Source organism: Paraburkholderia sp. CI2 (assembly GCF_014201055.1).
In the GTDB taxonomy this organism is placed as follows: domain Bacteria; phylum Pseudomonadota; class Gammaproteobacteria; order Burkholderiales; family Burkholderiaceae; genus Paraburkholderia; species Paraburkholderia tuberum.
This window is the reverse complement of sequence record NZ_JACHDL010000005.1, coordinates 42130-66621: the sequence shown is the minus strand read 5'-3', so window position 1 is coordinate 66621 and position 24492 is coordinate 42130. Positions and strand designations below refer to the sequence as shown.

The 24492-nt window shown below is 66.1% G+C and carries 21 protein-coding genes; 13 read left to right on the top strand and 8 right to left on the bottom strand.

Annotated features, from left to right (window positions below):
- The first annotated feature begins 345 nt into the window (after positions 1-345).
- The 3 genes from HDG32_RS09380 to hpnK are packed head-to-tail and all read left to right on the top strand — an operon-like array spanning position 346 to position 2811.
- Positions 346-696, top strand: coding sequence for a hypothetical protein (locus HDG32_RS09380; RefSeq protein WP_184043340.1), 351 nt, complete (start codon positions 346-348; stop codon positions 694-696).
- A gap of 19 nt (positions 697-715) precedes the next feature.
- Complete coding sequence (hpnI, locus tag HDG32_RS09375; RefSeq protein ID WP_184065887.1) at positions 716-1981, top strand: bacteriohopanetetrol glucosamine biosynthesis glycosyltransferase HpnI; 1266 nt, start codon at positions 716-718, stop codon at positions 1979-1981.
- Positions 1981-2811: a hopanoid biosynthesis-associated protein HpnK gene (gene hpnK, locus HDG32_RS09370; RefSeq protein WP_184065884.1), complete on the top strand. Its 831-nt coding sequence runs from the start codon at positions 1981-1983 to the stop codon at positions 2809-2811. Before hpnI ends, hpnK begins: the two co-directional genes overlap by 1 nt.
- A gap of 38 nt (positions 2812-2849) precedes the next feature.
- Here hpnK and HDG32_RS09365 read toward each other — a convergent pair whose 3' ends face one another.
- Genes HDG32_RS09365 through HDG32_RS09355 form a run of 3 tightly spaced genes read right to left on the bottom strand, consistent with a single transcriptional unit; the run spans position 2850 to position 8432 of the window.
- Positions 2850-5909, bottom strand: a complete 3060-nt coding sequence (locus HDG32_RS09365) for an efflux RND transporter permease subunit (protein WP_184065880.1) — start codon at positions 5907-5909, stop codon at positions 2850-2852.
- Entirely contained in the window at positions 5906-7030 is a 1125-nt protein-coding gene (locus HDG32_RS09360; RefSeq protein WP_184065877.1) for an efflux RND transporter periplasmic adaptor subunit, read from the bottom strand. The genes HDG32_RS09365 and HDG32_RS09360 overlap by 4 nt, the downstream gene beginning before the upstream one ends.
- Positions 7020-8432, bottom strand: coding sequence for a TolC family protein (locus HDG32_RS09355; RefSeq protein ID WP_184065874.1), 1413 nt, complete (start codon positions 8430-8432; stop codon positions 7020-7022). The genes HDG32_RS09360 and HDG32_RS09355 overlap by 11 nt, the downstream gene beginning before the upstream one ends.
- 219 nt (positions 8433-8651) lie before the next feature.
- Here HDG32_RS09355 and HDG32_RS09350 point away from each other — a divergent pair, with 219 nt between their 5' ends.
- From HDG32_RS09350 to HDG32_RS09340, 3 genes are all read left to right on the top strand, one after another.
- Entirely contained in the window at positions 8652-9314 is a 663-nt protein-coding gene (locus HDG32_RS09350; RefSeq protein WP_018417800.1) for a response regulator, read from the top strand.
- A complete protein-coding gene (locus HDG32_RS09345) occupies positions 9311-10675 on the top strand; it encodes an ATP-binding protein (protein WP_184065871.1) in 1365 nt (454 codons plus the stop codon). Before HDG32_RS09350 ends, HDG32_RS09345 begins: the two co-directional genes overlap by 4 nt.
- Positions 10676-10765: 90 nt before the next feature.
- Positions 10766-11668 carry a ProQ/FinO family protein gene (locus HDG32_RS09340; RefSeq protein ID WP_184065868.1) on the top strand — a complete coding sequence of 301 codons (903 nt, stop codon included), beginning with the start codon at positions 10766-10768 and terminating at the stop codon, positions 11666-11668.
- Between the two features lie 27 nt (positions 11669-11695).
- On the opposite strand, the gene HDG32_RS09335 is transcribed toward HDG32_RS09340, so the two are convergent.
- The gene (locus HDG32_RS09335) at positions 11696-13045 is read right to left on the bottom strand and encodes a TAXI family TRAP transporter solute-binding subunit (RefSeq protein ID WP_184022767.1); all 1350 of its coding nucleotides are present in this window, start codon (positions 13043-13045) and stop codon (positions 11696-11698) included.
- A gap of 123 nt (positions 13046-13168) precedes the next feature.
- Positions 13169-14056 (bottom strand): LysR family transcriptional regulator, encoded by an 888-nt coding sequence (locus HDG32_RS09330; protein WP_184065865.1) that lies wholly within the window; start codon positions 14054-14056, stop codon positions 13169-13171.
- A gap of 196 nt (positions 14057-14252) precedes the next feature.
- On the opposite strand from HDG32_RS09330, the gene HDG32_RS09325 reads away from it, so the two are divergent.
- Positions 14253-14474, top strand: a complete 222-nt coding sequence (locus HDG32_RS09325) for a hypothetical protein (protein WP_184065862.1) — start codon at positions 14253-14255, stop codon at positions 14472-14474.
- Between the two features lie 180 nt (positions 14475-14654).
- Entirely contained in the window at positions 14655-15401 is a 747-nt protein-coding gene (locus HDG32_RS09320; protein WP_184065859.1) for a glucose 1-dehydrogenase, read from the top strand.
- A gap of 117 nt (positions 15402-15518) precedes the next feature.
- Here the strand turns inward: HDG32_RS09320 and HDG32_RS09315 are convergent, their stop codons facing one another.
- Positions 15519-16418, bottom strand: coding sequence for a LysR substrate-binding domain-containing protein (locus HDG32_RS09315; RefSeq protein WP_184065856.1), 900 nt, complete (start codon positions 16416-16418; stop codon positions 15519-15521).
- Positions 16419-16536: 118 nt separating this feature from the next.
- On the opposite strand from HDG32_RS09315, the gene HDG32_RS09310 reads away from it, so the two are divergent.
- Together HDG32_RS09310 and phnX are read left to right on the top strand one after the other, a co-directional pair.
- A complete protein-coding gene (locus HDG32_RS09310) occupies positions 16537-17787 on the top strand; it encodes a 2-aminoethylphosphonate--pyruvate transaminase (protein WP_221307673.1) in 1251 nt (416 codons plus the stop codon).
- A gap of 48 nt (positions 17788-17835) precedes the next feature.
- Positions 17836-18639: a phosphonoacetaldehyde hydrolase gene (phnX, locus tag HDG32_RS09305; protein ID WP_184065853.1), complete on the top strand. Its 804-nt coding sequence runs from the start codon at positions 17836-17838 to the stop codon at positions 18637-18639.
- Between the two features lie 4 nt (positions 18640-18643).
- On the opposite strand, the gene HDG32_RS09300 is transcribed toward phnX, so the two are convergent.
- Both HDG32_RS09300 and HDG32_RS09295 read right to left on the bottom strand, forming a co-directional pair.
- Positions 18644-19573: a LysR family transcriptional regulator gene (locus HDG32_RS09300; protein WP_184065850.1), complete on the bottom strand. Its 930-nt coding sequence runs from the start codon at positions 19571-19573 to the stop codon at positions 18644-18646.
- On the bottom strand, positions 19570-19965 hold the full coding sequence (locus HDG32_RS09295) for a hypothetical protein (RefSeq protein ID WP_409340014.1): 396 nt from the start codon (positions 19963-19965) through the stop codon (positions 19570-19572). Before HDG32_RS09295 ends, HDG32_RS09300 begins: the two co-directional genes overlap by 4 nt.
- A 288-nt stretch (positions 19966-20253) precedes the next feature.
- Here HDG32_RS09295 and argG point away from each other — a divergent pair, with 288 nt between their 5' ends.
- From argG to HDG32_RS09280, 3 genes are all read left to right on the top strand, one after another.
- Complete coding sequence (gene argG, locus HDG32_RS09290) at positions 20254-21588, top strand: argininosuccinate synthase (protein WP_184065847.1); 1335 nt, start codon at positions 20254-20256, stop codon at positions 21586-21588.
- A 179-nt stretch (positions 21589-21767) separates the two neighbouring features.
- Positions 21768-22799, top strand: a complete 1032-nt coding sequence (locus HDG32_RS09285) for a diguanylate cyclase domain-containing protein (RefSeq protein ID WP_311539632.1) — start codon at positions 21768-21770, stop codon at positions 22797-22799.
- Between the two features lie 157 nt (positions 22800-22956).
- A complete protein-coding gene (locus HDG32_RS09280; protein ID WP_184065845.1) occupies positions 22957-24492 on the top strand; it encodes a transglycosylase SLT domain-containing protein in 1536 nt (511 codons plus the stop codon).

Genomic DNA, 24492 nt, shown 5'->3' with positions numbered 1-24492 from the left:
TCGAGCATTTTGACGCAAGCGGCATTGATGCACATAGACGAACAATCTGCCGCGTTCCGAAGTGTAACCACGCCGTTCGTTAGCCGCTTCATGCCATGCGCGTGCTTAAGGTTTCCTTCAGCTTGAATCGATACCATCGACGCGCTATAAAATGGTCGTCGCAGATCGTCATGCATGTGCGAGACCAGGTCGTCGTCAGACCATCGCAACCTGATCGTAAGGACTTCGATTGAGCGACGCGCGAGGTATTCTTTATGCTGGTCGATGGCGTCAACGGACGATCTCGACGAGTCGCGCCCATTGCCAGCATCCGGTCAGGCCGCAAGGCCGCGCACGAGGCACGTTATGAAGCGAGTCACCATCGACATGCTACGAGCCCACCTGCTAGTCGCGTCTCTGACGGCCGCGGGCACCGAAGCGCTGCTGTGCATGGCGTTGCCGGTACTGCCGGTCTCTGACGCTTTTTTCGCTTCGGCATCGTTCAGGCTGTTCGCGCTCGCGCTGATCATCGGCGGCGTGGTGATCGCGCGCGAATTTGCCGAGGTCGCCTTCGAGGTCGCGGTGCGGCGCGACTGCGCGACTCGCGCTGCTCGCGGCGCATGGCCCGCCGTGATCGCAGCGAATTGTCCGCGCCGGTGGCTCGTCGTGCTTCATCTGCGGCTAACGGGGCAACCTTTCGTGCTGGCCGAGCACTGACGGATACGGACGACACACAATGGCGGCGCACGCGTTGATGGCATGTCAATGGCTTCTGTTAGCCGCCTGCGTTAGCGCCTCGATCTACACGGTAGCCGCCGCGCTCGCCATGCCGTTTTTCACCGCTCGACATAAATCGAACCATCATGGGGGCAGGGCCGTCAATCGCGCGCTCAGCCGTTCGCTGATGGATTCGCTCGATTGTCCAACCGGGCCGTTCGCGCAAGTTGGTGTCAGCGTGCTGAAGCCGCTGTGCGGCGCCGAGCCGCGTCTCTACGAAAATCTGCGAACCTTCTGCGAACAGCGACATCAGCATTTTCAGCTGGTGTTGGGCGTGTCGTCGCCGCACGATCCCGCCATCGCGGTGGTGCGCCGTTTGCAGGCCGCCTATCCGAAGCGCGACATCGAGCTTGCAATCGACACACGCATACACGGCAGCAATCTGAAAGTCAGCAACCTGATCAACATGGCGGCACGCGCGCGCCACGACATGATCGTGATCGCCGACAGCGACATCGCGGTCGACTCGGACTATCTCGACAGCGTCGCCGCGCCGCTCGCGGACCCGAACGTCGGCGTGGTCACGTGCCTGTACGTGGCGCGCGGCGTCGGCGGCTTCTGGCCGCGTGTCGGTGCGCTGTTCATCAACGAGTGGTTCGCACCCTCGGTGCGGGTCGCCCATGCGATCGGCTCGCGCCGCTTCGGCTTCGGCGCGACGCTTGCGTTGCGGCGCGCGACGCTGGAGCGCATCGGCGGCTTCGAAGCGCTGAAAAACTGCCTCGCCGACGACTACTGGCTCGCCGAGCACGTGCGCGCGCTCGGTCTGCAAACGGTGCTGTCGCGCGTGATGGTCGCGACCGACGTGATCGAGCCGACCTTCGCGGCGCTGTGGCAGCGCGAAACGCGCTGGCTGCGCACGATCCGCTCGGTCAATCCGCCGGGCTTCGTGTCGCTGCTGATCACCTTCCCCACGCCGTGGCTGTTGACGAGCGCGGGGCTGACCGTGTCGCTCGCGACGTGTGCTCACGCGCCTTTCGCGGCGGTGGTCGCGAGCGCGTCGGCCACCGCGGTCTGCGTTGGCGCGCGCCTGCTGCTGCACCTGCGCGCGGCACGCCGCGCGCGCACGTTCTGGCGCGATCTGCCGCTGGTGCCGTTGCGCGATACGCTGCTCGCGCTCCAGTGGCTCGTCAGCGCGTTCGGTTCGCACGTCGTGTGGCGCGGCGAGCGCATGCAGCTCGGCACGCCGTCCGCCGAGCGCAGCGGCCGGCTGGACAGCCTCACGTGATGGACAGCGCAAGACCCACCCAGTCGCGCGGACTGATCATCACCGCCGACGATTTCGGTCTGCATCAGCGCGTCAATATCGCGGTCGAGCGCGCGCATCGCAACGGTGTGCTGCGCGCCGCGAGTCTGATGGTCGGCGCGCCGGCCGCCAAAGACGCGGTCGCGCGCGCGCGTATGCTGCCGGAACTGCGCGTGGGCCTGCATCTGGTGCTGGCCGACGGCGCCGCGCTGGCGCCGCGCGAGCAGGTCGCCGCGCTGCTCGACGAGAATGGCCGCTTCGGCAGCAACATGGTGCGTGACGGCGTGCGCTTCTTTTTTCTGCCGCACGTGCGCCGGCAGCTCGCGCACGAAATTCGCGCGCAATTCGAAGCCTTCGCCGCGACCGGCCTTACGCTCGACCACGTGAACACGCACAAGCATTTTCATCTGCATCCGACCGTGCTCGGCCTGATCCTCGACATCGGCCGCGACTACGGCATGAAGGCGATGCGTCTGCCGTTCGAAGCGAACGCGCCGCTGTGGCTGCGGCCGTGGATCGCGCACGTGAAGACGCGGCTCGAGCGCGCGGAGATCGCGCACAACGACTACGTGGTCGGCATCGCGGCGAGCGGGCGCATGGATGAGGCGACCTGGCTCGCCGCGCTCGCGAATCTGCCGCATGGTGTCGGCGAAATCTACTGTCATCCGGCGCTGGCCGGCGACGCGCTGAGCGACGGCATGCACGACTACCGGCATGCCGACGAGTTGCAGGCGCTGCTATCGCCACGGGTGGCCGCCGCGATCCGCGCGCTTGGGGGGCGGCTCGGCGGGTTCGCGGATGTGCTTGCGTAGCGCCATGCTTCGCGAAACGCGGAAAACTTTGGCCACGCTCACAGCGGCTGCTTTTTCATCAACAGCTTCAGCAACGCCGGCAGCAGCAACAGCACGAGCGGCAACTGCACGATCAGTCCCGAAATGATCGCGATCGCGAGCGGTTGCTGCATCGCCGAGCCTTGCCCCAGCGCGAACGCGAGCGGCAACAGCGCGAGGATCGCGGCGATCGTCGTCATCGCGATCGGCCGCAGACGGTTGCGGCCGGCGGCCTGCAACGCGTCGTCGAAGGGCATCTCGTCGTCGCGCACCAGCGCCTGCAATTCCGACACATAGAAGATCGCGACCTCGGTCACGATGCCGATGATCATCGTCATGCCCATCATCGCGGAGATGTTCAACTCGATGCCGGTGATCCACAGACCGATGAACACCGCGCCGGCCGCGAGCAGCGGCATCGCCAGCACCGCGAGCGCGACGCGCAGGCGCTCGTACAGGAACAGCAGGAGGCCGAAGACGAGTGCGATCGCGGCGCCGAACACGGTCAACAGACCCTTGAAGGCGATCTGCTGTTGCTGGTACAGACCGCCGAGCTCGTAATAGACGCCGGACGGCAGCAGGTTCGCATCGCCGAGCGCCTTCTGCACGTCGGCGATCGTCGAGCCGAGATCGCGCCCGTCGATACGCGCGGTGACCGCGACCATCCGCTTCAGATTCGAGCGGCTGATCTCGGGCTGACCGGTGACGCTCACGCGATCGGCGACGCGCTTCAGCGCGAACAGATGTCCGTCCGGCGCGCGTATCTGTAGCTGACCCAGTTGCGTATCGGTCATCTGGCGCGCGCCGTTCACGCGCACGCGCACGCCGACCGTTTTCGGGCCGCTCTGGAACTGCGTTGCGACATTGCCTTCGAGCATGTCGGTGACGGCCTGCGCGATCGCTTGCGGGTCCATGCCTTCGGCCGCGGCAGCGGCGGGCAGGATGTGCAGTTCGATCGCGTCGCCGGCGGGGTTGATGCCGTCGTTCACGTCGACGATGCCCTGAATCCGGCCGATGCGCGCGGCCACCTTGCGCGCGGTGGTGTCGAGCGTGTGCGGGTCGTCGGAGAAGATCTTGATCTGCACCGGCTGCGGCACCGCGGTCAGATCGCCGATCAGGTCTTCCATCAGCTGCGCGAGCTCGATGCTGACGCCCGGCACCTGCGTGTCGATCTGCGAGCGGATTTCTTTCATCACGGCGTCGATCGGCTCGCGTTTGCCGGACTTCAGCCGCACGAAGAAGTCGCCCTTGTTCGGCTCGTTCAGATCGCCGCCGAGACCCGCGCCGGTGCGGCGAGAATAGGTCGCGACGTTCGGGTTCGCGCGCACGATCTGCTCGATCTGCTTCATCAGCCGGTCCGTTTCGGTGATCGACGTGCCCGGCTGCGTGTGATAGTCGAGCACGAAGCCGCCTTCGTCCATGCTCGGCATGAAGCCGCTGCCGACGCGCGTGAACGCGAACGCCGCGACGACGATCAACGGCACGACGCCGAGCAGCACGAGCGGCGGCCTCGCGATCACACGCCCGACCGTCACCGCATAGCGTCGGTTCAGCCACGCGGCGAAACGTGTTTCCTGGTGCTCCTCGGCGTCTTTGGGCTTCAGCCAGTGGTCGCACAGGATCGGCACCGCGAGCCATGTGACGAGGAACGAAATGAACAGCGCGCTCGCCATCGTCAGCGACAGTGCCTTGAAAAATGCCCCCGTCACGCCCGACAGAAACGCGAGCGGCACGAAGATGATCAGTGTCGCCGCCGACGAACCCGCGAGCGGCCGCGTGAATTCGAGCGCCGCGGCCATCACGCGGCCGTGGAACGCGCGCGCGCCGGCTTCGCGCATGCGCCGCACGATGTGCTCGATCATCACGATCGCGTCGTCGATGACGAGGCCGACCGCGGCCGCCATACCGCCCAGCGTCATGATGTTGAAGCCCATGCCGAACACGTCGAGCAGCAGGATCGTCGCGGCCATCACGACCGGCACCAGCGCGACCGCGATCGCGGTGATCTTCCAGTTGCGCAGGAAGAAGAACAGCGTCAATGCCGCGAGCACGATGCCGATCATGATCGCGTCGCGCACGCTGGTGGCAGACGCGAGCACCAGTTCGCTCTGGTCGTACCAGTTCGACAGATGCACGCCCGCGGGCATCTGCGGCTCGAACGCCGCGATCTTCGCGCGGATCGCGCGCGCCATCGCGACACTGTTGGCGCCGGGCTGCTGGTACACGTTCAGTAGCACCGCATCCTGACCATCGGCGGTGACGCGTATCCATTGCGGCACCACGCCCCGGCTCACCGCCGCGACGTCGCCCAGACGGATCTGCGCGCCGTTCGCATTGCCGTTGGCGGCCACGACGACGTTGCGCAGTTCGTCGAGCTGCGTGATCGTCGAGTTCGTGACGACGAGGTACAGCTTGTCGTGATCCTCGATGCGGCCGTTCGCCATCAGCACGTTGCTCGCGCCGATCGCCTTCGATACATCGGCGAGCGATAGCTTGTACGCGGCGAGGCGGGCGGGATCGACCGCGACTTCGAACTCGTCCTGCGCGCCGCCGGTCACCTCGACGCGCGCGACGCCTTCCACCGACGACAGCAGCGGCCGCATCTGGAACTGCGCGAGATCGCGCAGCGCGGACAGCGATTGCCGCGTCGACGTCAGGCTGTACGCGAGCACCGGAAACACGGTCGGGTCCATGCGCCGCACGTGCATCGTCGTGCCGGGCGGCAGCGTCGCGAGAATTTCGCTGATCGCCGATTGTGCTTGCAAGGTCGCCTGCGCCATGTCGGTGCCCCAGTCGAAGTTCAGCGAGATCTCCGCGGCGCCGCGGCTCGTCCTCGATTCGACGTCGCGCACGTTCGGCACGCGGCGCAGCGCTTCCTCGACCGGCATCGTGACGAGCGTCGTCATCTGCTCGGCGGGGCGGTCGCCCGCGTCGAGCGACACGACCGCGCGCGGAAACGCGACGTTCGGAAACAGCGAGATCGGCAGACGGAATGCGCTCAGCGCGCCGGCTATCGCGAGCAAGGCGATGACGAACAGCAGCGAGCGGCGATGCGTCTGCATCCATTGACCGAAGTTCATCGCGCGCCATCCCCGCCGGCGCGTACCGCCATGCCGTCTTTCAGCTCGTAGTTGCCGCTGCTCACGACGCCGAGCATGGGGTCGAGCGGCCCGTCGACGCCGTAGCGCTCGCCGTTTTCGACCGCGATGCTCACCGCGACGCGGCGCGCCCTGTTTTGCGGCGTGATCTGGAACACGTACGCGTGTTGGCCATCCTGCAGCACGGCCGCGCGCGGCACGATCCAGTGCGTGCCGGTGCGGGTCGCGATGTCGCCAGAAACGCGTGTGCCGGGGATGAACGGCGTCTGCGCGAGCGGTACCGTCGCGCCGATGTTGACCAGTTGCGATTGCGGATCGATCGCGGCTCCGACCAGCACCACGCGGCCTTCGATCGACGTCTGTGCGAGTGCCGTGGACAGGCCGTGCAGCGTGACGATGTCGCCGGGATGGATCGTTGCGGCGTCGGTGGGCTCGACGCCGAGCGTCACGTTTGCGCGCGCGTCGCGGCTCGCGCCACTCGCGAGTTGCAGAATCGCCGCGCCGGCCTGCACCTGGTCGCCTTGTGCCGCCGATAGCTGCAGCACCACGCCGTCGAACGGCGCGGTCACGACCTTGTTGCCGCTCGCGATGCCGGTCTGATTCTGCGCGGCGAGCGCTTCGCGCGCATCGTCGACGGCCTTGCTCGCGCTGGCGAGCTGCGATTGCGTCGCGAGCCCCTTGTCGTACAGCGACCGGGTACGCACGAGTTCGCCTTGCGCGAGCGTCAGCGCGCTTCTCGCCTGGGTTGCGGCAAGCACCGCGGCAGGATCGGCCTGCACGACGAAGAGTGGTGTGCCGCGTTTGACGGTCTCGCCCGCCTGCACGCGCATCTGCACGATACGCGACAGGTAGGGCAGGTTGATCGTCGTCAGGTTCGACGCGGTGGCCGCGACGATCCCGAAGCCGCGCACCGGCTGCGCGATTGCGGCGCGCTGCACGCGCACGGTCTGTACCGCGACCGACGGTTGAGCTTGGCTGGCGGCGTTGTCGTCCGCACGAACCGGATGGACCGATGCATACAGCAGGATCGCGCAAACGAGCGGCGCGGCGACGGCCGCAACGCGCGGCCACGGATGCCGCGACGAGAATAGGCTATTTCGCATGAGTGTCGATGAAAGTCTGAGCGGAAGAGAAAGCATCGGGAATCGCGCTGCCGAGCAGCGCCTGCAAGCCGATGCGTTGTTCGGCGAGCGCTTCGCGCAGCGTCGCGACGTCGATGCGTTTCGCGAGCGCGGCGCTTTGCGCATCGGTGTATGCGCCGAGCACGAGGTTGTGTTCGGCGTAGGCCGCCGCGGCTTCGCGCGCGGCGCGCTCGACGCCGGGCAGCGCGGCTTCGGTCTGCTGCAATTGGCGCGCGAGAATCGCGCTGTCTTCGCGTAGCCGGGCGACGTCCGCATACGCCTGGTTCAGGCGGGTCTGGTACTCGTCGCGAAGCCGCTGGCGGGTCGCTTTTTCGATCGCGACGTTGCCCTGGTTGCGGTTGAAGATCGGCAGACTCAGGTTGACCTGAAAGCCGCTCGTGTAGATGTTCGACGTGTCGCGCGCCCGCACGAAGCCGACCGACAGACTCGGGAACTGGCTCAGAATCGCCGCGCGATATTTCTGCTCCTGCGCTTCGTAGCCTGCCTGCAGCGCGATCAGGTCGGGGCGGCGGCGGGCGAGCTCGGCGAGCGCTGAGTCGAGTGTGGCGTCGGGGAGCGGCGCGACGACATCGTCGCTGCCCGATTGCAATTGCAATTGCACGTCGGGCGCGAGGCCCAGCAACGCATTCAGATCGTGATGGGTTTGCGCGGCCGCGCGCTCGGCATCGGTGTATTGCTTGCGTGCGTCGCCGTAGGCGAGCAGCGCGGCGGTGAGCGTATCGTCGGTCAGATTGCCAGCGGCGCGCGCCGCGGCCATGCGCTCGTAGCGCGTGCGCGCGAGCTCGCGCTGCTGTTGCAACAGCGGCAGCGTGCGCTGCTGGAAGCAGCGCTTCACGAACAGCTGCCGCGCTTGCGCGACGACCTGCCATTCCTGCCACAGCAGGCCGAGATCGGTCTTCGCGAGCGTCGCGTCGGCGGACTGTTTATTCGCGCTGCGCAGCACGATCGCCATCACGTCGATGCTGAGGCCATAATTGAACGCGCGCGTGGTGCCGGCCGCGCCCGGATAATCGCTCGACACGCTCAGTTGCGGGTCGGGCAGCAGACCCGCCGAATATGCCTGCGCGCCGGCAATGCCGAGATCGTCGCGGGCCAGTTTCAGATCGGGGTTGTTGGCGACCGCGAGCATCGCGACTTCATCGATGTCGAGCCCGTCGGCGGGATCGAAACGATGCGCGGCCAGTTCGGGCAGCGGCATGCTAGCGGGATCGATGCGGATCCGTTCGAGCGATCGCGCGGACGTCGAGGTGTCCTGCGGCGCGAGCGGCTCGCGGTGATAGGTCGCACAGCCGCTCATCAGCAGCACGCACAACGGCATCAGTGCGCGCCGACGCAGGGCCGCCACGGGATGGAAATCAGGCAAAATCCGGCTCCTGCGAATCATCGGAAGGGGCGAGCGACTCGCGAACGAGGCCTCGCAGAGAGCTGATTTTCCGCAGCGCGCGCTTAAGACAGGCTTAACGTCGAAGCGCGCGAGCCGGGCCGTGCGAAATCGACGCGTCATCAGCACCCCGTAAGGGTTCGTTAAGCTGCGACGGCCGATAATGCGGCGGCCAAAACCGCACCAAGGAGAGGAGAGGCCATGCGCCTGCTACTGGTCGAAGACGACGACATGATCGCGGAATCGGTGCTGGGCGCGATGCGCCGCGCCGGCTACGCGATCGACTGGGCCGAGGACGGCCGCGCGGCGGAACTGTCGCTCGATAACGGCGTGTACGACCTCGTGCTGCTCGACCTCGGCCTGCCGAAAAAAGACGGCATCGACGTGCTGAACGCGTATCGCCGCAACGGCGGCGCGGCGCCCGTGATCATCCTGACCGCGCGCGACGCGGTCGACGAGCGCATCCGCGGTCTCGACGCCGGCGCCGACGACTACCTGATCAAGCCGTTCGATCTCGACGAACTGGCCGCGCGCATTCGCGCGCTGCTGCGCCGACGCACCGGCCAGAAGCAGCCGGTCTACAGTCACGGCGAACTGACGCTCGACCCCGCCGCGCATGAAGTCACCAAGGACGGCGTGCCGTTGCCGCTGGTGCCGCGCGAATTCGCGTTGCTGCAGGCATTGATCGAGGAGCCGACCCGCGTGTTCACGAAGGCCGAGCTCGAAGAAAAGCTGTACGGCTGGGGCGAGGAAGTCGGCAGCAATACGATCGAAGTGCATGTGCACAGTCTGCGGCGCAAGATCGGCGCGGATCAGGTGGTGACCGTGCGCGGGGTCGGCTACCGCCTGAAGAGGTGCGGATGACGTCGATTCGCCGCTGGCTGCTCGGCTGGCTGATCTTCGGCATGGCGGCGGCGTCGATGGTCGCGGCTTTCGCGATCTTCCATACCGCGCGGCGCGAGGCGAGCGAGCTGTTCGACTACGAACTGCGCACCGTCGCGCTGTCGCTGCCGTCGGCGCTGAGCGGCGCGGGCAGCCGCGAGCGGCGGGAACCCGACCTCGGCGATCTCGCCGACGACCGCATCGTCATCGAAATCTGGGACCGCGGCGGTACGCTCGTCTATCGCTCCGCGCAGGCGCCGGTGTTCGAGCGTCTGCCCCCGGGCTTTCACACAGTGCCGCGCGGCGAATACCACTGGCGCATCTTCGGCGTCGCGCAGACAGACCGCTACGTGCAGGTCGCGCAACCGGTCTCGGTGCGCGAAGAACTCGCGTTGCAGCTCGCGCTGCACACGCTGTGGCCGCTCGGCGTGCTGCTGCCGGTGACGATCGCGCTGGTGCTGCTGGTGGTCGCGCGCGGGCTCGCGCCGATCGGCGGACTGTCGCGCGCGCTCGCGACGCGTTCGATCGATTCGCTCGAACCGCTGCGGCTCGACGGCAACCTGCCGGTCGAAATCCGGCCGCTCGTCGAAGCGCTGAACGATCTGCTGCAACGGTTGCATACGGCGTCGCAGGCGCAGCGCACGTTCATCGCCGATGCCGCGCACGAGCTGCGCTCGCCGCTCGCGGCGCTGAAGCTGCAACTGCAGGCGGCGTCGCGCGATGGATCGCTGAGAGGCGAGGGGCAGACGCTCGAGCGCGTCGAACAGCGGGTGAACCGGATCATCCACCTCGTGCAGCAACTGCTGACGCTCGCGCGCGAAGACGCGCAGCCGGTCACGTCGACGGTGCCGGTCAGCTTGCGCCGCATCGGCGAGCAGGCGGTCAGCGATTGTTCCGTGCTCGCGGAGTTGCGCGAGATCGATCTCGGCCTCGAATGCGAACACGCGCTCACACCGAACGACGCCTATACGGTGCTCGCGGAGCCGCACAGTATCAGCGTGTTGTTAGGGAACCTGATCAATAACGCAATCCGTCATACGCCGCCGGGCGGCCGTGTCGACGTGGTGCTGCGACGCACGGGCGAGCGCGTGGGCTTCGAGGTCGTCGACAGCGGCTCGGGAATTCCGGAGGCGGAACTCGAACGCGTGTTCGACCCTTTCTATCGCGGCGAGGAGTCGAAGGGCGAGGGCAGCGGGCTCGGTCTCGCGATCGTCGCGCGGATCGCCGAGCGGCATCAGCTCGGCCTGTCGCTGAGCAACAATGTCGGGGCGCCCGGTTTGCGGGTGTCGGTCACAGGGCTGCGCGCGCCCGCCGCCGACGCGCCCGTCATGGCCGCGAATTGACGATCGTCAATGCGGCTCGGGTTGTCACAAGCACGTAGGCGCACGCTGCTACAATCTCATTTTTACAGATCGACAGATTGGTTGTGCACTATGGGTTTCGAACAACTCGCTGAACTGAAGAAGCAACTGGCCGCGGCGCGCGCCGCCGCAGAGTCCGCCGGCAAGGCCGATCGCAAATCGGCCACGCGCCCCGCTTCGAAGTCCGCCGGCAAGCCCGCTTCAAGTTCAGGGGCACATCCTGGTTCACATGCCGAGCGTGGCGCCAATCCGGGCACGAAGCCCGGTGGCCGGCCCGGCGCGAAGCCGGCCGCAAAGGCCGGCGCTCGCCCGGACGGCAAGCCGGGCACGCGAGCCGGCGGCCCGCAGCCGGCGCGCCACACCGCGCCCGCCAAGCCGGCGGTGGACGCCAAGCCGGTGGACCCGGTGGTGCGCTCGATCGGTCGTCTGCAAAAACGTTTCCCGGTCGCTTTCCCGAAGAATCCGGCCCCGAAGCTGCCGCTGAAGATCGGCATTTTCGAAGACCTCGTCGTGCATGCGAAGGAGTTGTCGCTGAGCGAAGCCGAACTGCGCGACGCGATCAAGACGTGGTGCCGTGGCGGGCGCTACTGGAAGAGCCTCGTCGAAGGCGCGGCGCGCGTCGACCTGGCGGGCGTCGAAGCCGGCAAGGTCACGGCGCAGGAAGCGGCGGGTGCTCAGCGCCTGCTCGCGCATCGCGCGGCGAAGGGCGCGCAGAAGGCCGCCACCGCGACGGCAAGCGCGAATGCGCCGACCGATGCAGGTACACCGGCCGAGGGCGCGGCCGCTGAAGCGTCACATGCCGAAGCAGCGGTAGCGGCAGTCGCGGAACAAGCGGCCCGCCAAGCGGATGTCGCTGCTGCGTCGCCGGAACCCGTGGCGGCGGATGCCGCCGGGAGCGCGGACACCCAGGCGCAGACCAGCGCGCAACACGAACCGCAAGCCACCGCTCCCGCCTCGCCACCCTCCCAAGCCTAACCTTGGCACAGCCCGTCATGGCCTCGATCACGAGGCCATGACGGGCGGCGCAGCCGTCAACCGGCTGCGCACGAATCCCACATGCTCGCGCAGCACGTAAAACGCATCCGCATACGCGAGCGGCATGCGCAGGTGGCTCAGCGCCGCCTCGATCTCGTCCAGTTGCCCCAGTAGCTGCGTGCGCTCCTCGTCGGTTGCGCCGGCGAGCGCGTGCCGCTCGATCGCGATCAGCGAACCGTAATAACGATAGATGCGCGAGCGCACCCGCCACCGGTACAGCGCCGGAATCACGCGCATGGCGGGCAACAGCAGCACCGCGACCGGCAATAGCAGGACGAGCGTACGATCGCCGATGCTCGCGAGCCAGAAAGGCAGCGTCCGATACAAAAAGCCCTTGCCGGTCCGGTAATAGCGCTGCGCGTCTTCGCTGATCGGATATTCGTGCTCGACCGGGTTCGGGAACTGGCCGGCGTGCTGCAACAGGCCCGCGGCGCCGTGCACTTCCTGCGCCGCCTCGATCAATAGGTCCGAAATCGCCGGATGCAGCGTGCTGCGCGCGACGAGTTCGACCGTCGGACTGATCAGGTGGACGGTCTCGGGCGGAATGCGCCGCTTCAGATCGAGCACGCCGGGCGGCAAGTCGATCTGGTCGAGAAACGGAAAGACGCGTGTATAGGCGCTCGCTTCGTCGAAATTCATCACCGAGATGCCGGGTACGCGCAACAGCCGCAGCATCAGGCCGCGCGTTGCCGAATCGCCGCTCAGAATCGCCGCGTCGACCTCGCCGGCAACCAGCTGCGTGGCGGCCTGCAGGCCGTCGCTCGGCACTAGCGTCGTGGCGCCGCCGGGCTCGATGCCGTTCGCCGCGAGCAGTTGCAGCGCGAGCAGCCGCGTGCCGCTGCCTTCGCGGCCGACCGCGATCCGCTTGCCTTCGAGCTGCGCCAGTTGCGTGAGCGCCGCGCCGCGATAGAACACGACGATCGGCACATAGAACACGCTGCCGAGCGACACCAGCGACGAAGTATCGAGCCCTTCGGCCACCCCGCCCTGCACGAGAGCGATATCGACGTGCTGCTTCGGATCCAGCAGCCGCTGCAGGTTCTGCACGGACCCTTCGGATTCGAGCACGTTCAGGCGGATGCCGTTGCGCGCGAGGATCTTGCGGTACTGGTTCGCGGTGACGACGAACGAGCTGTCGCGCGGGCCGGCGCTGATCGTGATCGTGCGCGGCGGCGCCGGATTGGCGATCCAGACGATCAGCACGATCGCGAACGCGATCAGCAGCGCCGTGATGAAGTAGGGCAGCAGGTGCTCGCGCCATTCGGCGCGCGTAGGTTCGGCGGGAAAGTGCGGAGGCCGCGGACGCTGCGCTTTCATGAAGACTCCGTGCGGGAAGCCGGGTGAAGGCATTGTCGCCTGTGCGGGGCGGCTTTGCCGTCGACGGTTCGCTCTATTGACCGGGCGCGCGGCGCCGCGTCGCCGTGCTCACGCACGCGGCGCTCAAACGCGCTTGAACAATTGCCGCGCGAGCGAGCACATCAGCATCGTCGCCGGCGATTCGTCCTGCAGGCGCCGGCTCATGATGATCGGCGACGTGGCGCTTGCCGACGGAATCGGCCGGTACGCGACGCCATGCGCGCGCAAGCCCTCGACGCTCTCCGGCACGAGACACACGCCGACCTGCGCAGCCACCAGACCGAGCGCGGTCTGCAACTCCCGCACTTCATGGATCGCTTTCGGCTCCAGCGCCTGATCGTGCATTGCCGAGATCTGCTGGTCCGCATAGCTCGGCCGCGGCGTGCTCGGATAGACGATCAGCGTTTCCTCGGCGAGCGCGGCAAGCGTGACCGGCTTCTTTTGCCGCGCGAGTGGATGGTCCTGCGGCAACGCGGCGATCATCCGTTCCTCGACCAGCACTTCGCGCGCGAGTTGCGCATCGTCGAAGCGCAGCCGGCCGAAGCCGACGTCGATGCGGCCACCTTTGAGCGCGGCCAACTGCTCGATCGTGAACATCTCGATCAGCGACAGCTCGAGGTGCGGCGCGGCCTCGCGAAACGAGCGGATCACCGCGGGCAGCGCGCCATACAGCGTCGACGGTACGAAACCGATCACGATGCGTTCCGCGAGTTGCGCGAGCCGGCGCGTGAGCGGCGCGAGCTCATCGGCTTCATCGATCAGACGTTTCGCCTGCGTGTAGAAAATGCGGCCGGCTTCGGTGAGCCGCAACGGCCGCGAGCCGCGCTCGAACAGCGGCAGGCCGATACTTTCCTCGATCTGCTGGATCTGCCGCGACAGCGGCGGCTGTGTCATATGCAGACGATTGGCCGCCCGCGTGATGTTCATTTCCTCGGCGACCGCGATGAAGTAGCGAAGTTGGCGAAATTCCATGCATGCCTCTGAGGTGTGATGCGTCGGCGATTGGTGTTGCGTTGGTCTGCTGCGCGTTGGGTGCTGCCGGTTGCGGTACGGTGCTGCCGCCGCGGCGCTGCGCGAGGGCAACGAATGATAGCAACAGCGCCGCTAAATACCGGCCAGATGACGCACGAGCGCCTTTTCCGCGCGCGGCAGCGCATTCAGCTCGCGCATGCTGTTGCCGTCGTTCGTCACCAACGAGTGGCAGCTGTTTGCGGGATCGGGCGTGCGCGCGCTCGTCGAACGCTTAGGGCCGATGCTGGCGGGCATCGTACTCGGCACGCTGGTTGCGGCAGCTCGGTCAGCGCGCGCTTGCGCGACGCCGACGCCGCGGCGCAAGCCAAACAGCATCAATCGTCGTAAGCCACGCGTAAACGGGGCCATCGAGGTCTGATGGGAATCGATTGTTCGTCGCAAGCGGCGTATCAATTCGTCTCGAGCCGCTTTATCCGGCCTCGCGCCATGCCTAAATTAACGACCAGTGACAGCGCCACTGCATTTCCGGCTTTTATTGGCGTGGACCCCGCGGCTCCTCGCGAGGCATGCCGGCGCGAACCATTGAAAGGACACGATGATGAGCAAGCTCACAGGCAAGGTAGCGGTTGTAACGGGTGCATCGAAAGGCATCGGAGCGGCGATTGCGAAGGCATTGGCGGCGCAAGGCGCGTCGGTCGTGGTGAACTATGCGTCGAGCCGCGCGGGCGCCGACAAGGTGGTCGCCGATATCACGGCGGCGGGCGGCAAGGCGGTCGCGGTTGGCGGTGACGTGTCGAAGGCCGCGGACGCGAACGGCATTATCGATACGGCGATCGAAACGTACGGGCGGCTCGACGTTCTCGTCAACAACTCGGGTGTCTATGAATTCGCGGCGCTCGAAGAGATCACCGAAGCGCACTTCCATAAGCACTTCGATGTCAACGTGCTCGGGCTGCTGCTCGTGACGCAGGCGGCGGCCAGGCATCTGGGCGAAGGCGGCAGCATCGTCAACGTGAGCTCGGTCGTGACCCGCATCACGCCGGCGACCACCGCGGTATACACGGCCACCAAGGGCGCGGTCGATGCGATCACCGGCGTGCTCGCGAAGGAACTCGGACCGCGTAAGATCCGCGTGAATTCGGTGAATCCGGGCATGGTCGAGACCGAGGGCACCCACACCGCCGGCGTGATCGGCTCGGACTTCGAAACGTGGGCGATCAGCACGACGCCGCTCGGCCGTATCGGCCAACCCGACGATATCGCGGATGTCGTCGCGTTCCTCGCGTCGGATGACGCGCGCTGGTTGACGGGCGAGAGCCTGATCGCGAGCGGCGGCTCGCGTTAAGTCTGAAGGGGTTGCCAACGCTCGTGGCAACCCGCGGAACAATTCGAGCGCGCTCGCGGGCGGCGGGGCCGGCAGCATGAAGGCCACGCCGCTCCTTGCAGCGACGGCGCGCGAGCTCTACGCGCGTTGAACATCGCCCCCCAAGACCTCTGTTTCGGCTCCCGGCAACTCCACCGCAAAAAACGCGTCGAGCAGATTCGAACCCGGCCGCTCGGCGAGCCGCGTCAGCGATTCGCTCATCTGCACGCGGCAATCGAGCAGCGGCACCATCCGGATCCGCCGCGACTCGTTGAACTCTGCGCGCGCAATGACGCCGACGCCGATTCCCTGCGCGACCGCTTCCTCCAGCGCCTCGCGGCCATCCACGTACATGACCGGCTCGACTTGCAACGACTCGCGCACGAGCTCGATTTCGAGCAGTTGTTGGGTGACCGATTGCGGCTCGCGGAAGATCATCGGCTGTTCGACGAGCTCCGCGTAACTCAGCCGGCGCTTCTTCGCGGCCGGGTAGCTCGCCGGCACCATCGCGACCAGCGGATCGCGCCGCAACACGCGCGACTGCAAGCGGCTATGCACCTGCGGCGCGGCCGTGATCGCCGCGTCGACCGCGCTCGACAGCACGCGCTGCATGCACTCTGCCGCATTGGCGATCGACAGCGTGACGACGATGCCCGGGTGCCGCTGGCGAAACGCGCCGATCAGCGCGACGGCGAGATCGGGCGCATCGGCCGCGAGCGATAGCGAACCCGACTCCAGCCCGCCCGCTGATTCGAGCAGTTGGCGCGCCTCCCGCTCGCAACTGAGCATATGCCGTGTCACGCTGAACAGGCGCAGCCCGAGCTCAGTCGTCTCCACGCCGCGCGGCCCGCGCTCGAACAGCTTGACGCCGTAATCCTGTTCGAGCCGCCGCACGTGATCCGACACCGCCGGCTGCGTCAGCGACAACGCCTGCGCCGCTTTCGAAAAGCCGCCATGTTCCGCGACCGCATGGAACGCCCGCAATTGCGCGTATTGCACGTGTGCCTCGCCAGCAAATAAGTTTTTGCGATACCGTCATCGATTATATCGATTTTACCGATGGACAACGCTTCTGTATCGTGTGAGCTATCGACATAGCGATATCGGAGTTGCGGACATGGAAAGCGCGATCGGCGGTTCGGCGGCGACATTGGCCGTGGCAGCCGCGGCAACATCGACCCGTTGCACCACACCCTGCGCCGCGCCGGCTGGCGGCGAGCCTTATCTGCTGACGCCGGGCCCGCTGACCACGGCACTATCGACGAAACAGGCGATGCTGCGCGACTGGGGCTCGTGGGACGGCGACTTCCGCGCGATGACCGCCGAGTTGCGCGCGAGCCTGCTGGAGATCGCCGGCGACGCCGCGGGCGACTACGACTGCGTGCCGCTGCAGGGCAGCGGCAGCTACTGCGTCGAAGCGATGCTCGGCAGCCTGATTCCGCGCGACGGCCACGCGCTCGTGCTCGCGAACGGCGCGTACGGCAAGCGCGCGGCGATCACGCTTGGCTATCTCGGCCGCGCCTGCACACTGCTCGACAAGGGCGACTACCTGCCGCCGCGCGGCCTCGAAGTCGAGCGCATGCTTGCCGCCGATCCATCGATCACGCACGTGGTCGCGATCCATTGCGAAACGAGCTCGGGCATCCTCAATCCGCTCGATGAGATTGCAGCCGCGGTCGCGAGGCATGGCCGCAAACTGCTGATCGATTCGATGAGCGCCTTCGGCGCGGTGCCGCTCGACGTGCGGCAGATCGCGTGCGAGGCGTTCGTGTCGTCGGCGAACAAGTGCATCGAGGGCGTGCCGGGTTTCGGCTTCGTGATCGCGCGCAAGAGCGCCCTGCGCGAGGCGAAAGGCCGCAGCCATTCGCTCGCGCTCGATCTCTACGATCAATGGGACGTGATGAATCGCACGGGCCAGTGGCGCTTCACGCCGCCCACGCATACGGTGGCCGCGTTCCTCGAGGCGCTGCGTCTCTACCAGCTCGAAGGCGGGCAGCCCGCGCGGCTCGCGCGCTACGCCAACAATCGCGACGTGCTGGTGGCCGGCATGCACGAGCTTGGCTTCGAGCCGCTGCTCAACGGGCGCTGGCGCTCGCCGATCATCGTGACGTTTTTTTCGCCGGCGCATCCGTCGTTCGAGTTCGCGCGCTTCTATGAACTGATGAAGGAGCAGGGCTTCATCATCTATCCGGGCAAGCTGACGGTGGTCGACAGTTTCCGCATCGGCTGCATCGGTCAGGTCGACGAGCAGGTGATGCGACGCGTGGTCGATGCCTGCGCGCAAGCGCTGCGCACGATGGGCGTCACGCACGCGGGGCCGCCGCCCGCCGCGCTCGACGAACGCAAGGCGCTCGCGCAGGCGGCCTGAGCCGCGACAGCAAACCCGATACATTCGGATTCCTGGGGAGTCAAGCAGATGAAATACGTGAAGGCAGTGATTTTCGATTGGGCCGGCACGGTGGTCGACTACGGTTCACGCGCGCCGATGGGCGCCTTCGTCGAGACCTTCGAGCAGTTCGGCGTGCCGATCACGATCGACGAAGCGCGCGGCCCGATGGGCATGGCCAAGCGGCCGCATATCGCGGCGCTGATGGCGCTGCCGCGCGTCGCGCAGGCTTGGGCCGAGCGCCATGGCCATACGCCGACCGACGCCGATATCGACGCCGTGTACGACGTGTTCGTGCCGAAGAACATCGCGGTCGCGGCGAGCTACAGCGCGGTGATCCCGGGCGTCGCCGAAGTCGCGAGCGCCTTGCGTCAGAACGATATCCGCATCGGCACGACGACCGGCTATACCCGCGAGATCATCGACGAAATCGTACCGGGCGCGGCCGCGCAGGGCTTTGCGCCGGACAGCATCGTGTGCACCGGCGATACGCCGGAAGGGCGGCCGTCACCGTACATGATCTACCGGACGCTGCCGCAGCTCGGCGTGTGGCGCGCGAAAGAGGCGATCAAGGTCGACGACACCGAGGTCGGCATCGAAGAAGGCATCAACGCCGGCACGTGGGCGGTCGGTGTCGCGGTGAGCGGCAACGCGTTCGGCATGAGCGAGGCGGAGGTGAAGGCGTTGCCGGCCGACGAATTCGCCGCGCGCCGCAACGCCGCGATGGCCAGGCTGAAGGCGGCGGGCGCGCATTACGTGATCGATAGCGTCGCGGATCTGATGCCGGTCGTGTACGACATCGAAGCGCGGCTCGCGCGCGGCGAACGGCCTTGAAGCGTCACTTGAAGAAACCGACCGCGAGATCGATGAACTCGCGCACCTTGCGCGGCACGAACTCGCGGCTCGGATACACCAGCGACACGGCCACGTCGCCATTGAGCACCGCATAGCCGTCGAGCACGCGCACCAGCGTGCCGGCGCGCAACTCGTCCTCGACCATTTCGAGCGGCAGCAGCGCGATGCCCATCGCGCCCAGCGCGGCCTGCTTCTGCATGATCATGCTGTTGACCGTGAACGATGCATCGATCGCGATGCTCTCGCCGCTGTCGTCGTCGTCCTCGCTCGCGCTTTCGGCATCGCCGTCACCCTTGCGGAAGATCCACATCGGGCCGGTCGTGTCGAACGGCGCGGCAATCAGCCGATGCCCGTCCAGTTCGGCCGGCGTTTGCGGATGACCGGCCTGCGCGAGATACGCGCCCGCTGCCACCGGCACCGCGTGCGAGTTGATCAGACGCCGCGCCACCAGCGACTCCGAGCGGATCATATGCTCGGTCACGATGCCGACATCGAAGCCGCCTTCAAGCAGATCGACCCGTTTTTCCGTCAGCGTGACGCGCAGGTTGACTTGCGGAAAGCGCGCCTGATATTCGGCGAACAGCGGCGTTAGCCGAAACAGCGAAAAACTGCCGAGCGCGACGATGCGCAGGTCGCCGGCCACGTCGCGCGAGGCCGTGGTCGCGCGCGACTCCACTTCCTCCAGTTCGGCGAGCAGCACGCGGCAACCGTCCGCGTATTGCGCGCCGGCCTCGGTCAGCACGACCTTGCGCGTGGTGCGCTGAAACAGGCGAATGCCGAGATGCTGTTCGAGGCTCGACACATGACGCGTGACGACCGACGTCGACACGTTCAGTTGCCCGGCGGCCTGCGCGAAGCTGCCGACATCGGCCACCTTGACGAAGGCCTGCATGGCCTGAAAAAGATTGATCATTCGAGTCCAAAAAACGTCTTTGTTGTAGCGGACGGCGTGGCGCATGCGCCCGCGTCGTGGCCGCTTTCGGTGCGCCAGCGGCGCTCGTTTTCGATGCGATCGATCAGCTTCGGCCCGACTTCGTTGCGATACCAGCGCAAGCCCCAGTTGGTCTTGTCCAGATGCGTATGCCCTTCGACGAAACCGGGCAGCAGCAGCGCGTCGCCGCCGTCCTCGACCGGCACACCGGGCTCGCGCGGCAGAGCGGCGCCGAGCGCGGCGATCCGGCCATCGACGATCGACGATCGACGATCGACACCTCGGCGCGCTTGCCGTCGGCGAGCCGCACGTGGGTGACCAGCGAGGCGTTCGTCGCGTGGCGCGGGGTGGTCGTGGTCATGGGCGGCGGGCAAGGGGAATGAACGGGATGAAAGGGGTGAACGGCCGGTGCGTTGACGCAACCCGCGATGCTACCCTTAGACGATAATAAATCCGCCCCCGTTACGGCAAATACAGCGTGAATTAATCCGGAAATTCGGCGCGGCGAGATTGCGGCGCGAGGCCGCGCCGACCGGCAAAATCCAAGGCCGGACGGCGGTTCACGGTATACTCCCGCGTAACTTGCCTGATCGCCAGGCTTGCCCGATACTCAGCTGTTACCCCCAAAATCTCCCCGTACGTCGAGTTTAACGCTACTGCTTATGAGTACAATCCTTGAAAGTCTTCCGATCGGCCAGAAGGTCGGTATCGCGTTTTCCGGCGGCCTCGACACTAGCGCCGCGCTGCACTGGATGCGCAAGAAGGGCGCCGTGCCGTACGCCTACACGGCCAACCTCGGTCAGCCCGACGAAGACGATTACGATTCGATCCCGCGTCGCGCCACGCAATATGGCGCCGAAGGCGCGCGCCTGATCGACTGCCGCGCGCAGCTGGTCGCGGAAGGCATCGCGGCGCTGCAGTGCGGCGCGTTTCATATCTCGACGGCGGGCGTCACCTACTTCAACACGACGCCGATCGGCCGCGCCGTGACCGGCACGATGCTGGTCGCCGCGATGAAGGAAGACGGCGTCAACATCTGGGGCGACGGCAGCACGTACAAGGGCAACGACATCGAGCGTTTCTACCGCTACGGTCTGCTCGTGAACCCGGACCTGAAGATCTACAAACCGTGGCTCGACCAGCTGTTCATCGACGAACTCGGCGGCCGTTCTGAAATGTCCGAGTTCATGCGCCAGTCGGGCTTCGACTACAAGATGTCGGCCGAAAAGGCGTATTCGACCGACTCGAACCTGCTCGGCGCGACGCACGAAGCGAAGGATCTCGAAAGCCTCGAATCCGGCATCAAGATCGTGAACCCGATCATGGGCGTCGCGTTCTGGCGCGACGACGTGCAGATCGCGAAGGAAGAAGTGACGGTCCGCTTCGAGGAAGGCCAGCCGGTCGCGCTGAACGGCCAGACGTTCCCGAACGCGGTCGAGCTGCTGCTCGAAGCGAACCGGATCGGCGGCCGTCACGGTCTCGGCATGAGCGACCAGATCGAGAACCGCATCATCGAGGCGAAGAGCCGCGGCATCTATGAAGCCCCGGGCCTCGCGCTGCTCAACATCGCTTACGAGCGTCTCGTCACCGGCATCCACAACGAAGACACGATCGAGCAGTTCCGCGAGAACGGCCGCCGCCTCGGCCGTCTGCTGTACCAGGGCCGCTGGTTCGATCCGCAGGCGATCATGCTGCGCGAAACCGCGCAGCGCTGGGTCGCGCGCGCGATCACCGGCGAAGTGACCGTCGAGCTGCGCCGCGGCAACGACTACTCGATCCTCAGCACGAAGTCGCCGAACCTCACCTATCAGCCCGAGCGTCTGTCGATGGAAAAGGTCGCATCGACGTTCTCGCCGCGCGACCGCATCGGCCAGCTGACGATGCGCAACCTCGACATCACCGACACGCGCGACAAGCTGCGCATCTACTCGCAGGTGGGCCTGCTGTCGTCGAACGAGACGTCGGCGCTGCCGCAGGTGAAGGGCGACAAGGAGTAAAGCGGCGCGTCTGATTACCTGAACGTCGCATCGATCGATGGGCCGGCTCGCGAGAGCCGGCCCATTTTCTTTGGGGCTCCCGGATGCGCTCCGGCGCTTGGGCGCGATCCCACATTCTGTGCTCAAGTTTCGCGTGCCTATGCCGTTGACATAAGCTAAGCCCATTCTGGAACCCTTCCGTGCAACTCGCTTACAGTAACGACCGCCTCGCCAGCCGGATGCCAGTCGACTCGACCGCCGCCGGCGAACCCGAGGTCGAGTCTTCGGTCATCGAGTGGCTGTTGCACGACGACCAGGTGATGCGCGAGTGTTTCACGCATGCGGCGGAGATTCTGAAGAGCGTGACCGGCGCGGCAATTACCGCGATCGTGCTGCTCGACGAGGAGTATCAACACTATCGCGCCGAGGTCGGCATGGCGATGCCGCTCGTCACGCGTGCGCGCTCGCTCGCCGACTACGCGGTGCGCGATGCCGACCTGTTCGTGATCGAGGATGCGCACAACGACAGCCGCTTCGGCGAATGCATGCTCGTCAAGCGTCATCCGTTCGTGCGCTTTTACGCGGCGATCGCATTGCGCGCGCCGAACGGCGAGATCGTCGGCGCGCTGTGCGCGATGGACCCGGCGCCGGGCCGGCTCGACGCGGGCCGGCGCGGCGTGTTTTACCACCTGCGCGCGATGATCGAAAACGATCTGAAGATGCGCACGGCCACCGCGATCGATCCGCTCACCCAGTTGTACAACCGGCGCTTCCTGCTCGAAACCATCGCGCGCCGCTGGAAAGAGGCGCGCGACGGCGACGTGATGGGCTCGGTGGTCGTCGACGTCGACTGGTTCAAGCAGTACAACGACACCTACGGTCATCAGGCCGGCGATCACTGTCTGAGTCTGGTTGCCTCCGTGATGCAGGCCGCCGCCGACAGCGAGCGCATCGTGGTCGGGCGCATGGGCGGCGAGGAGTTCGGAATGCTGGTGCTCGAAGCGCAACCATCGATGCTCGAAGACACGCTCGAAACGCTGCGCCAGCGCGTGGCGGACCTCGCGATCGAGCATCGCGCGTCGCCGCTTGGGGTGGTGACGCTCAGCATTGGCGCGTCGCTCACGCGTATCAGCGACCTGTCGCGACCCGCGCATCGCGACGGTTTCGCGAGCGCTGACCGTGCGTTGTATCGCTCGAAGCATCAAGGACGAAATCGCGTGACGCTGGCGTAGCGGGCGTTGGCGATTGCGTCGGTATGGCTCTATCTTCAGTCATGGCGCATTGCTTATAGGACCATCGTCCCATTTTCAGCCGTTGCCAGCGTGGCAATATGGATGCGCGTAGTGAACGTCGACGCAGTCGCCGGGTGCGACAGCAGGGTGTTTTACGATGCGCATCATTCAAACGTTGCTGTACATCGCGGCGTTCTGCTCAGGCATGATCGTCGGCCCCGCGGCGTGCGTCGCCGCCCAAAGTGTCGCCGCGCAGCCGGCCGCCTCGTCGGCCCTCCCGGCATCCCCAACCGCCGCGGCGTCGGCTCCCGCAGCGCGCCGTATCGATCTCGGCAATCAACCGTTCACGGGCGATTTCGACGCCATGCTCGACCGGCATCTGATCCGCGTGCTGGTTCCTTACAGTCGAACGCTCTATCTGAATGAGCAAGGTCACGAACGTGGGCTGACCGCCGGTCTCATGCGGGACTTCGAGCGTTATGTGAACAAGAAGTACCAGGCGACGCTCGGCAAGCGTCCGCTCACCCTGGTCATCATTCCGACGACTCGCGACCAGTTGCTCCCGGGGCTGATAGCGGGCCGCGGCGACATCGCCGCGGGCAATCTGACGGTCACGGAGGTCCGCCTGAAGCAGGTCGACTTCGTGGCGCCGCGTGACCGGACAGCAGTACGCGAAGTGGTCGTGACCGGGCCGAAGTCGCCGGCCCTCGCAAAGCTCGACGATCTCAGCGGTAAGACGGTCCATGTGCGGCCCAGCAGCAGCTATTACGAGAGCCTGAACGCGTTGAACGCGCGTTTTGGCAAGGAAGGCAAAGCTCCGGTGAAACTCGTGCCGCTGCCCGACGCGCTCGAGGACGAGGACGCAATGGAGATGCTCAATGTCGGGCTGCTCCAGATCCTCGTCGTGGACGACTGGAAGGCAAAGGTATGGGCGCCGGTACTGACTGGAATCGTCGTGCATAACGATATTTCGGTGCGCGACGCAGGCTACATCGGCTGGGCGGTGCGCTTCAAGAGCCCCAAACTGCGGGACGCGATCAACGACTTCTACCTGAATTACGTGAAGAAGCAGAGTGTCGCGGAAGTCCGTCTGCAGCAGGAAATGAAGCGCATCAAGCAGATCTCCAACAATACGGAGTCAGCGGAGCTGAAGCGGTTCGGGCAGACGGTCGGTCTTTTCGAAAAATATGGTGCGCAGTACCGCTTCGATCCGCTTTTGCTTGCGGCTCAGGGCTATCAGGAATCCCAGCTGAACCAGAGCGCCCGCAGTCACGTTGGCGCAATCGGGATCATGCAGCTGATGCCAGCCACGGGGAAGGAACTTGCGGTTGGCGACATCAGGGTGGCGGAGTCCAACGTACATGCGGGAGCGAAATATCTCGATGTGCTGATGGCCCGTTACTTTCCCGACGCTCACTTCTCCGAAAGGGACCGCTCGCTGTTCGCATTCGCAAGCTACAACGCAGGACCCGCAAAGATCGCCAGAATGCGCAAGGAAGCGGCGGCGCGCGGTCTCGATCCTAACAAGTGGTTCAACAATGTCGAAATCGTAGTCGCCGAGAAAATCGGTATCGAGCCAACGACGTACGTGCGCAATGTCTTCAAATATTACGTTGCGTACCGGCTCGTCCGGGAGGCCGAGGCTGCACGCGCTCGCGCTATCGGGCAGATGCGCAAGCAGGGCGGAGCGTGA

What these genes read in the sequence shown, in the direction of transcription:
- phnX (WP_184065853.1), top strand. Translation starts at nt 17,836, where the DNA reads ATGAAATACGTGAAGGCAGTGATTTTCGATTGGGCCGGCACGGTGGTC.
- HDG32_RS09330 (WP_184065865.1), bottom strand. Translation starts at nt 14,056, where the DNA reads ATGGAATTTCGCCAACTTCGCTACTTCATCGCGGTCGCCGAGGAAATG.
- HDG32_RS09280 (WP_184065845.1), top strand. Translation starts at nt 22,957, where the DNA reads ATGCGCATCATTCAAACGTTGCTGTACATCGCGGCGTTCTGCTCAGGC.
- HDG32_RS09320 (WP_184065859.1), top strand. Translation starts at nt 14,655, where the DNA reads ATGAGCAAGCTCACAGGCAAGGTAGCGGTTGTAACGGGTGCATCGAAA.
- HDG32_RS09335 (WP_184022767.1), bottom strand. Translation starts at nt 13,045, where the DNA reads ATGAAAGCGCAGCGTCCGCGGCCTCCGCACTTTCCCGCCGAACCTACG.
- HDG32_RS09340 (WP_184065868.1), top strand. Translation starts at nt 10,766, where the DNA reads ATGGGTTTCGAACAACTCGCTGAACTGAAGAAGCAACTGGCCGCGGCG.
- HDG32_RS09380 (WP_184043340.1), top strand. Translation starts at nt 346, where the DNA reads ATGAAGCGAGTCACCATCGACATGCTACGAGCCCACCTGCTAGTCGCG.
- HDG32_RS09360 (WP_184065877.1), bottom strand. Translation starts at nt 7,030, where the DNA reads ATGCGAAATAGCCTATTCTCGTCGCGGCATCCGTGGCCGCGCGTTGCG.
- HDG32_RS09310 (WP_221307673.1), top strand. Translation starts at nt 16,537, where the DNA reads ATGGAAAGCGCGATCGGCGGTTCGGCGGCGACATTGGCCGTGGCAGCC.
- HDG32_RS09345 (WP_184065871.1), top strand. Translation starts at nt 9,311, where the DNA reads ATGACGTCGATTCGCCGCTGGCTGCTCGGCTGGCTGATCTTCGGCATG.
- argG (WP_184065847.1), top strand. Translation starts at nt 20,254, where the DNA reads ATGAGTACAATCCTTGAAAGTCTTCCGATCGGCCAGAAGGTCGGTATC.
- hpnK (WP_184065884.1), top strand. Translation starts at nt 1,981, where the DNA reads ATGGACAGCGCAAGACCCACCCAGTCGCGCGGACTGATCATCACCGCC.
- HDG32_RS09365 (WP_184065880.1), bottom strand. Translation starts at nt 5,909, where the DNA reads ATGAACTTCGGTCAATGGATGCAGACGCATCGCCGCTCGCTGCTGTTC.
- HDG32_RS09325 (WP_184065862.1), top strand. Translation starts at nt 14,253, where the DNA reads ATGCTGTTGCCGTCGTTCGTCACCAACGAGTGGCAGCTGTTTGCGGGA.
- HDG32_RS09350 (WP_018417800.1), top strand. Translation starts at nt 8,652, where the DNA reads ATGCGCCTGCTACTGGTCGAAGACGACGACATGATCGCGGAATCGGTG.
- hpnI (WP_184065887.1), top strand. Translation starts at nt 716, where the DNA reads ATGGCGGCGCACGCGTTGATGGCATGTCAATGGCTTCTGTTAGCCGCC.
- HDG32_RS09300 (WP_184065850.1), bottom strand. Translation starts at nt 19,573, where the DNA reads ATGATCAATCTTTTTCAGGCCATGCAGGCCTTCGTCAAGGTGGCCGAT.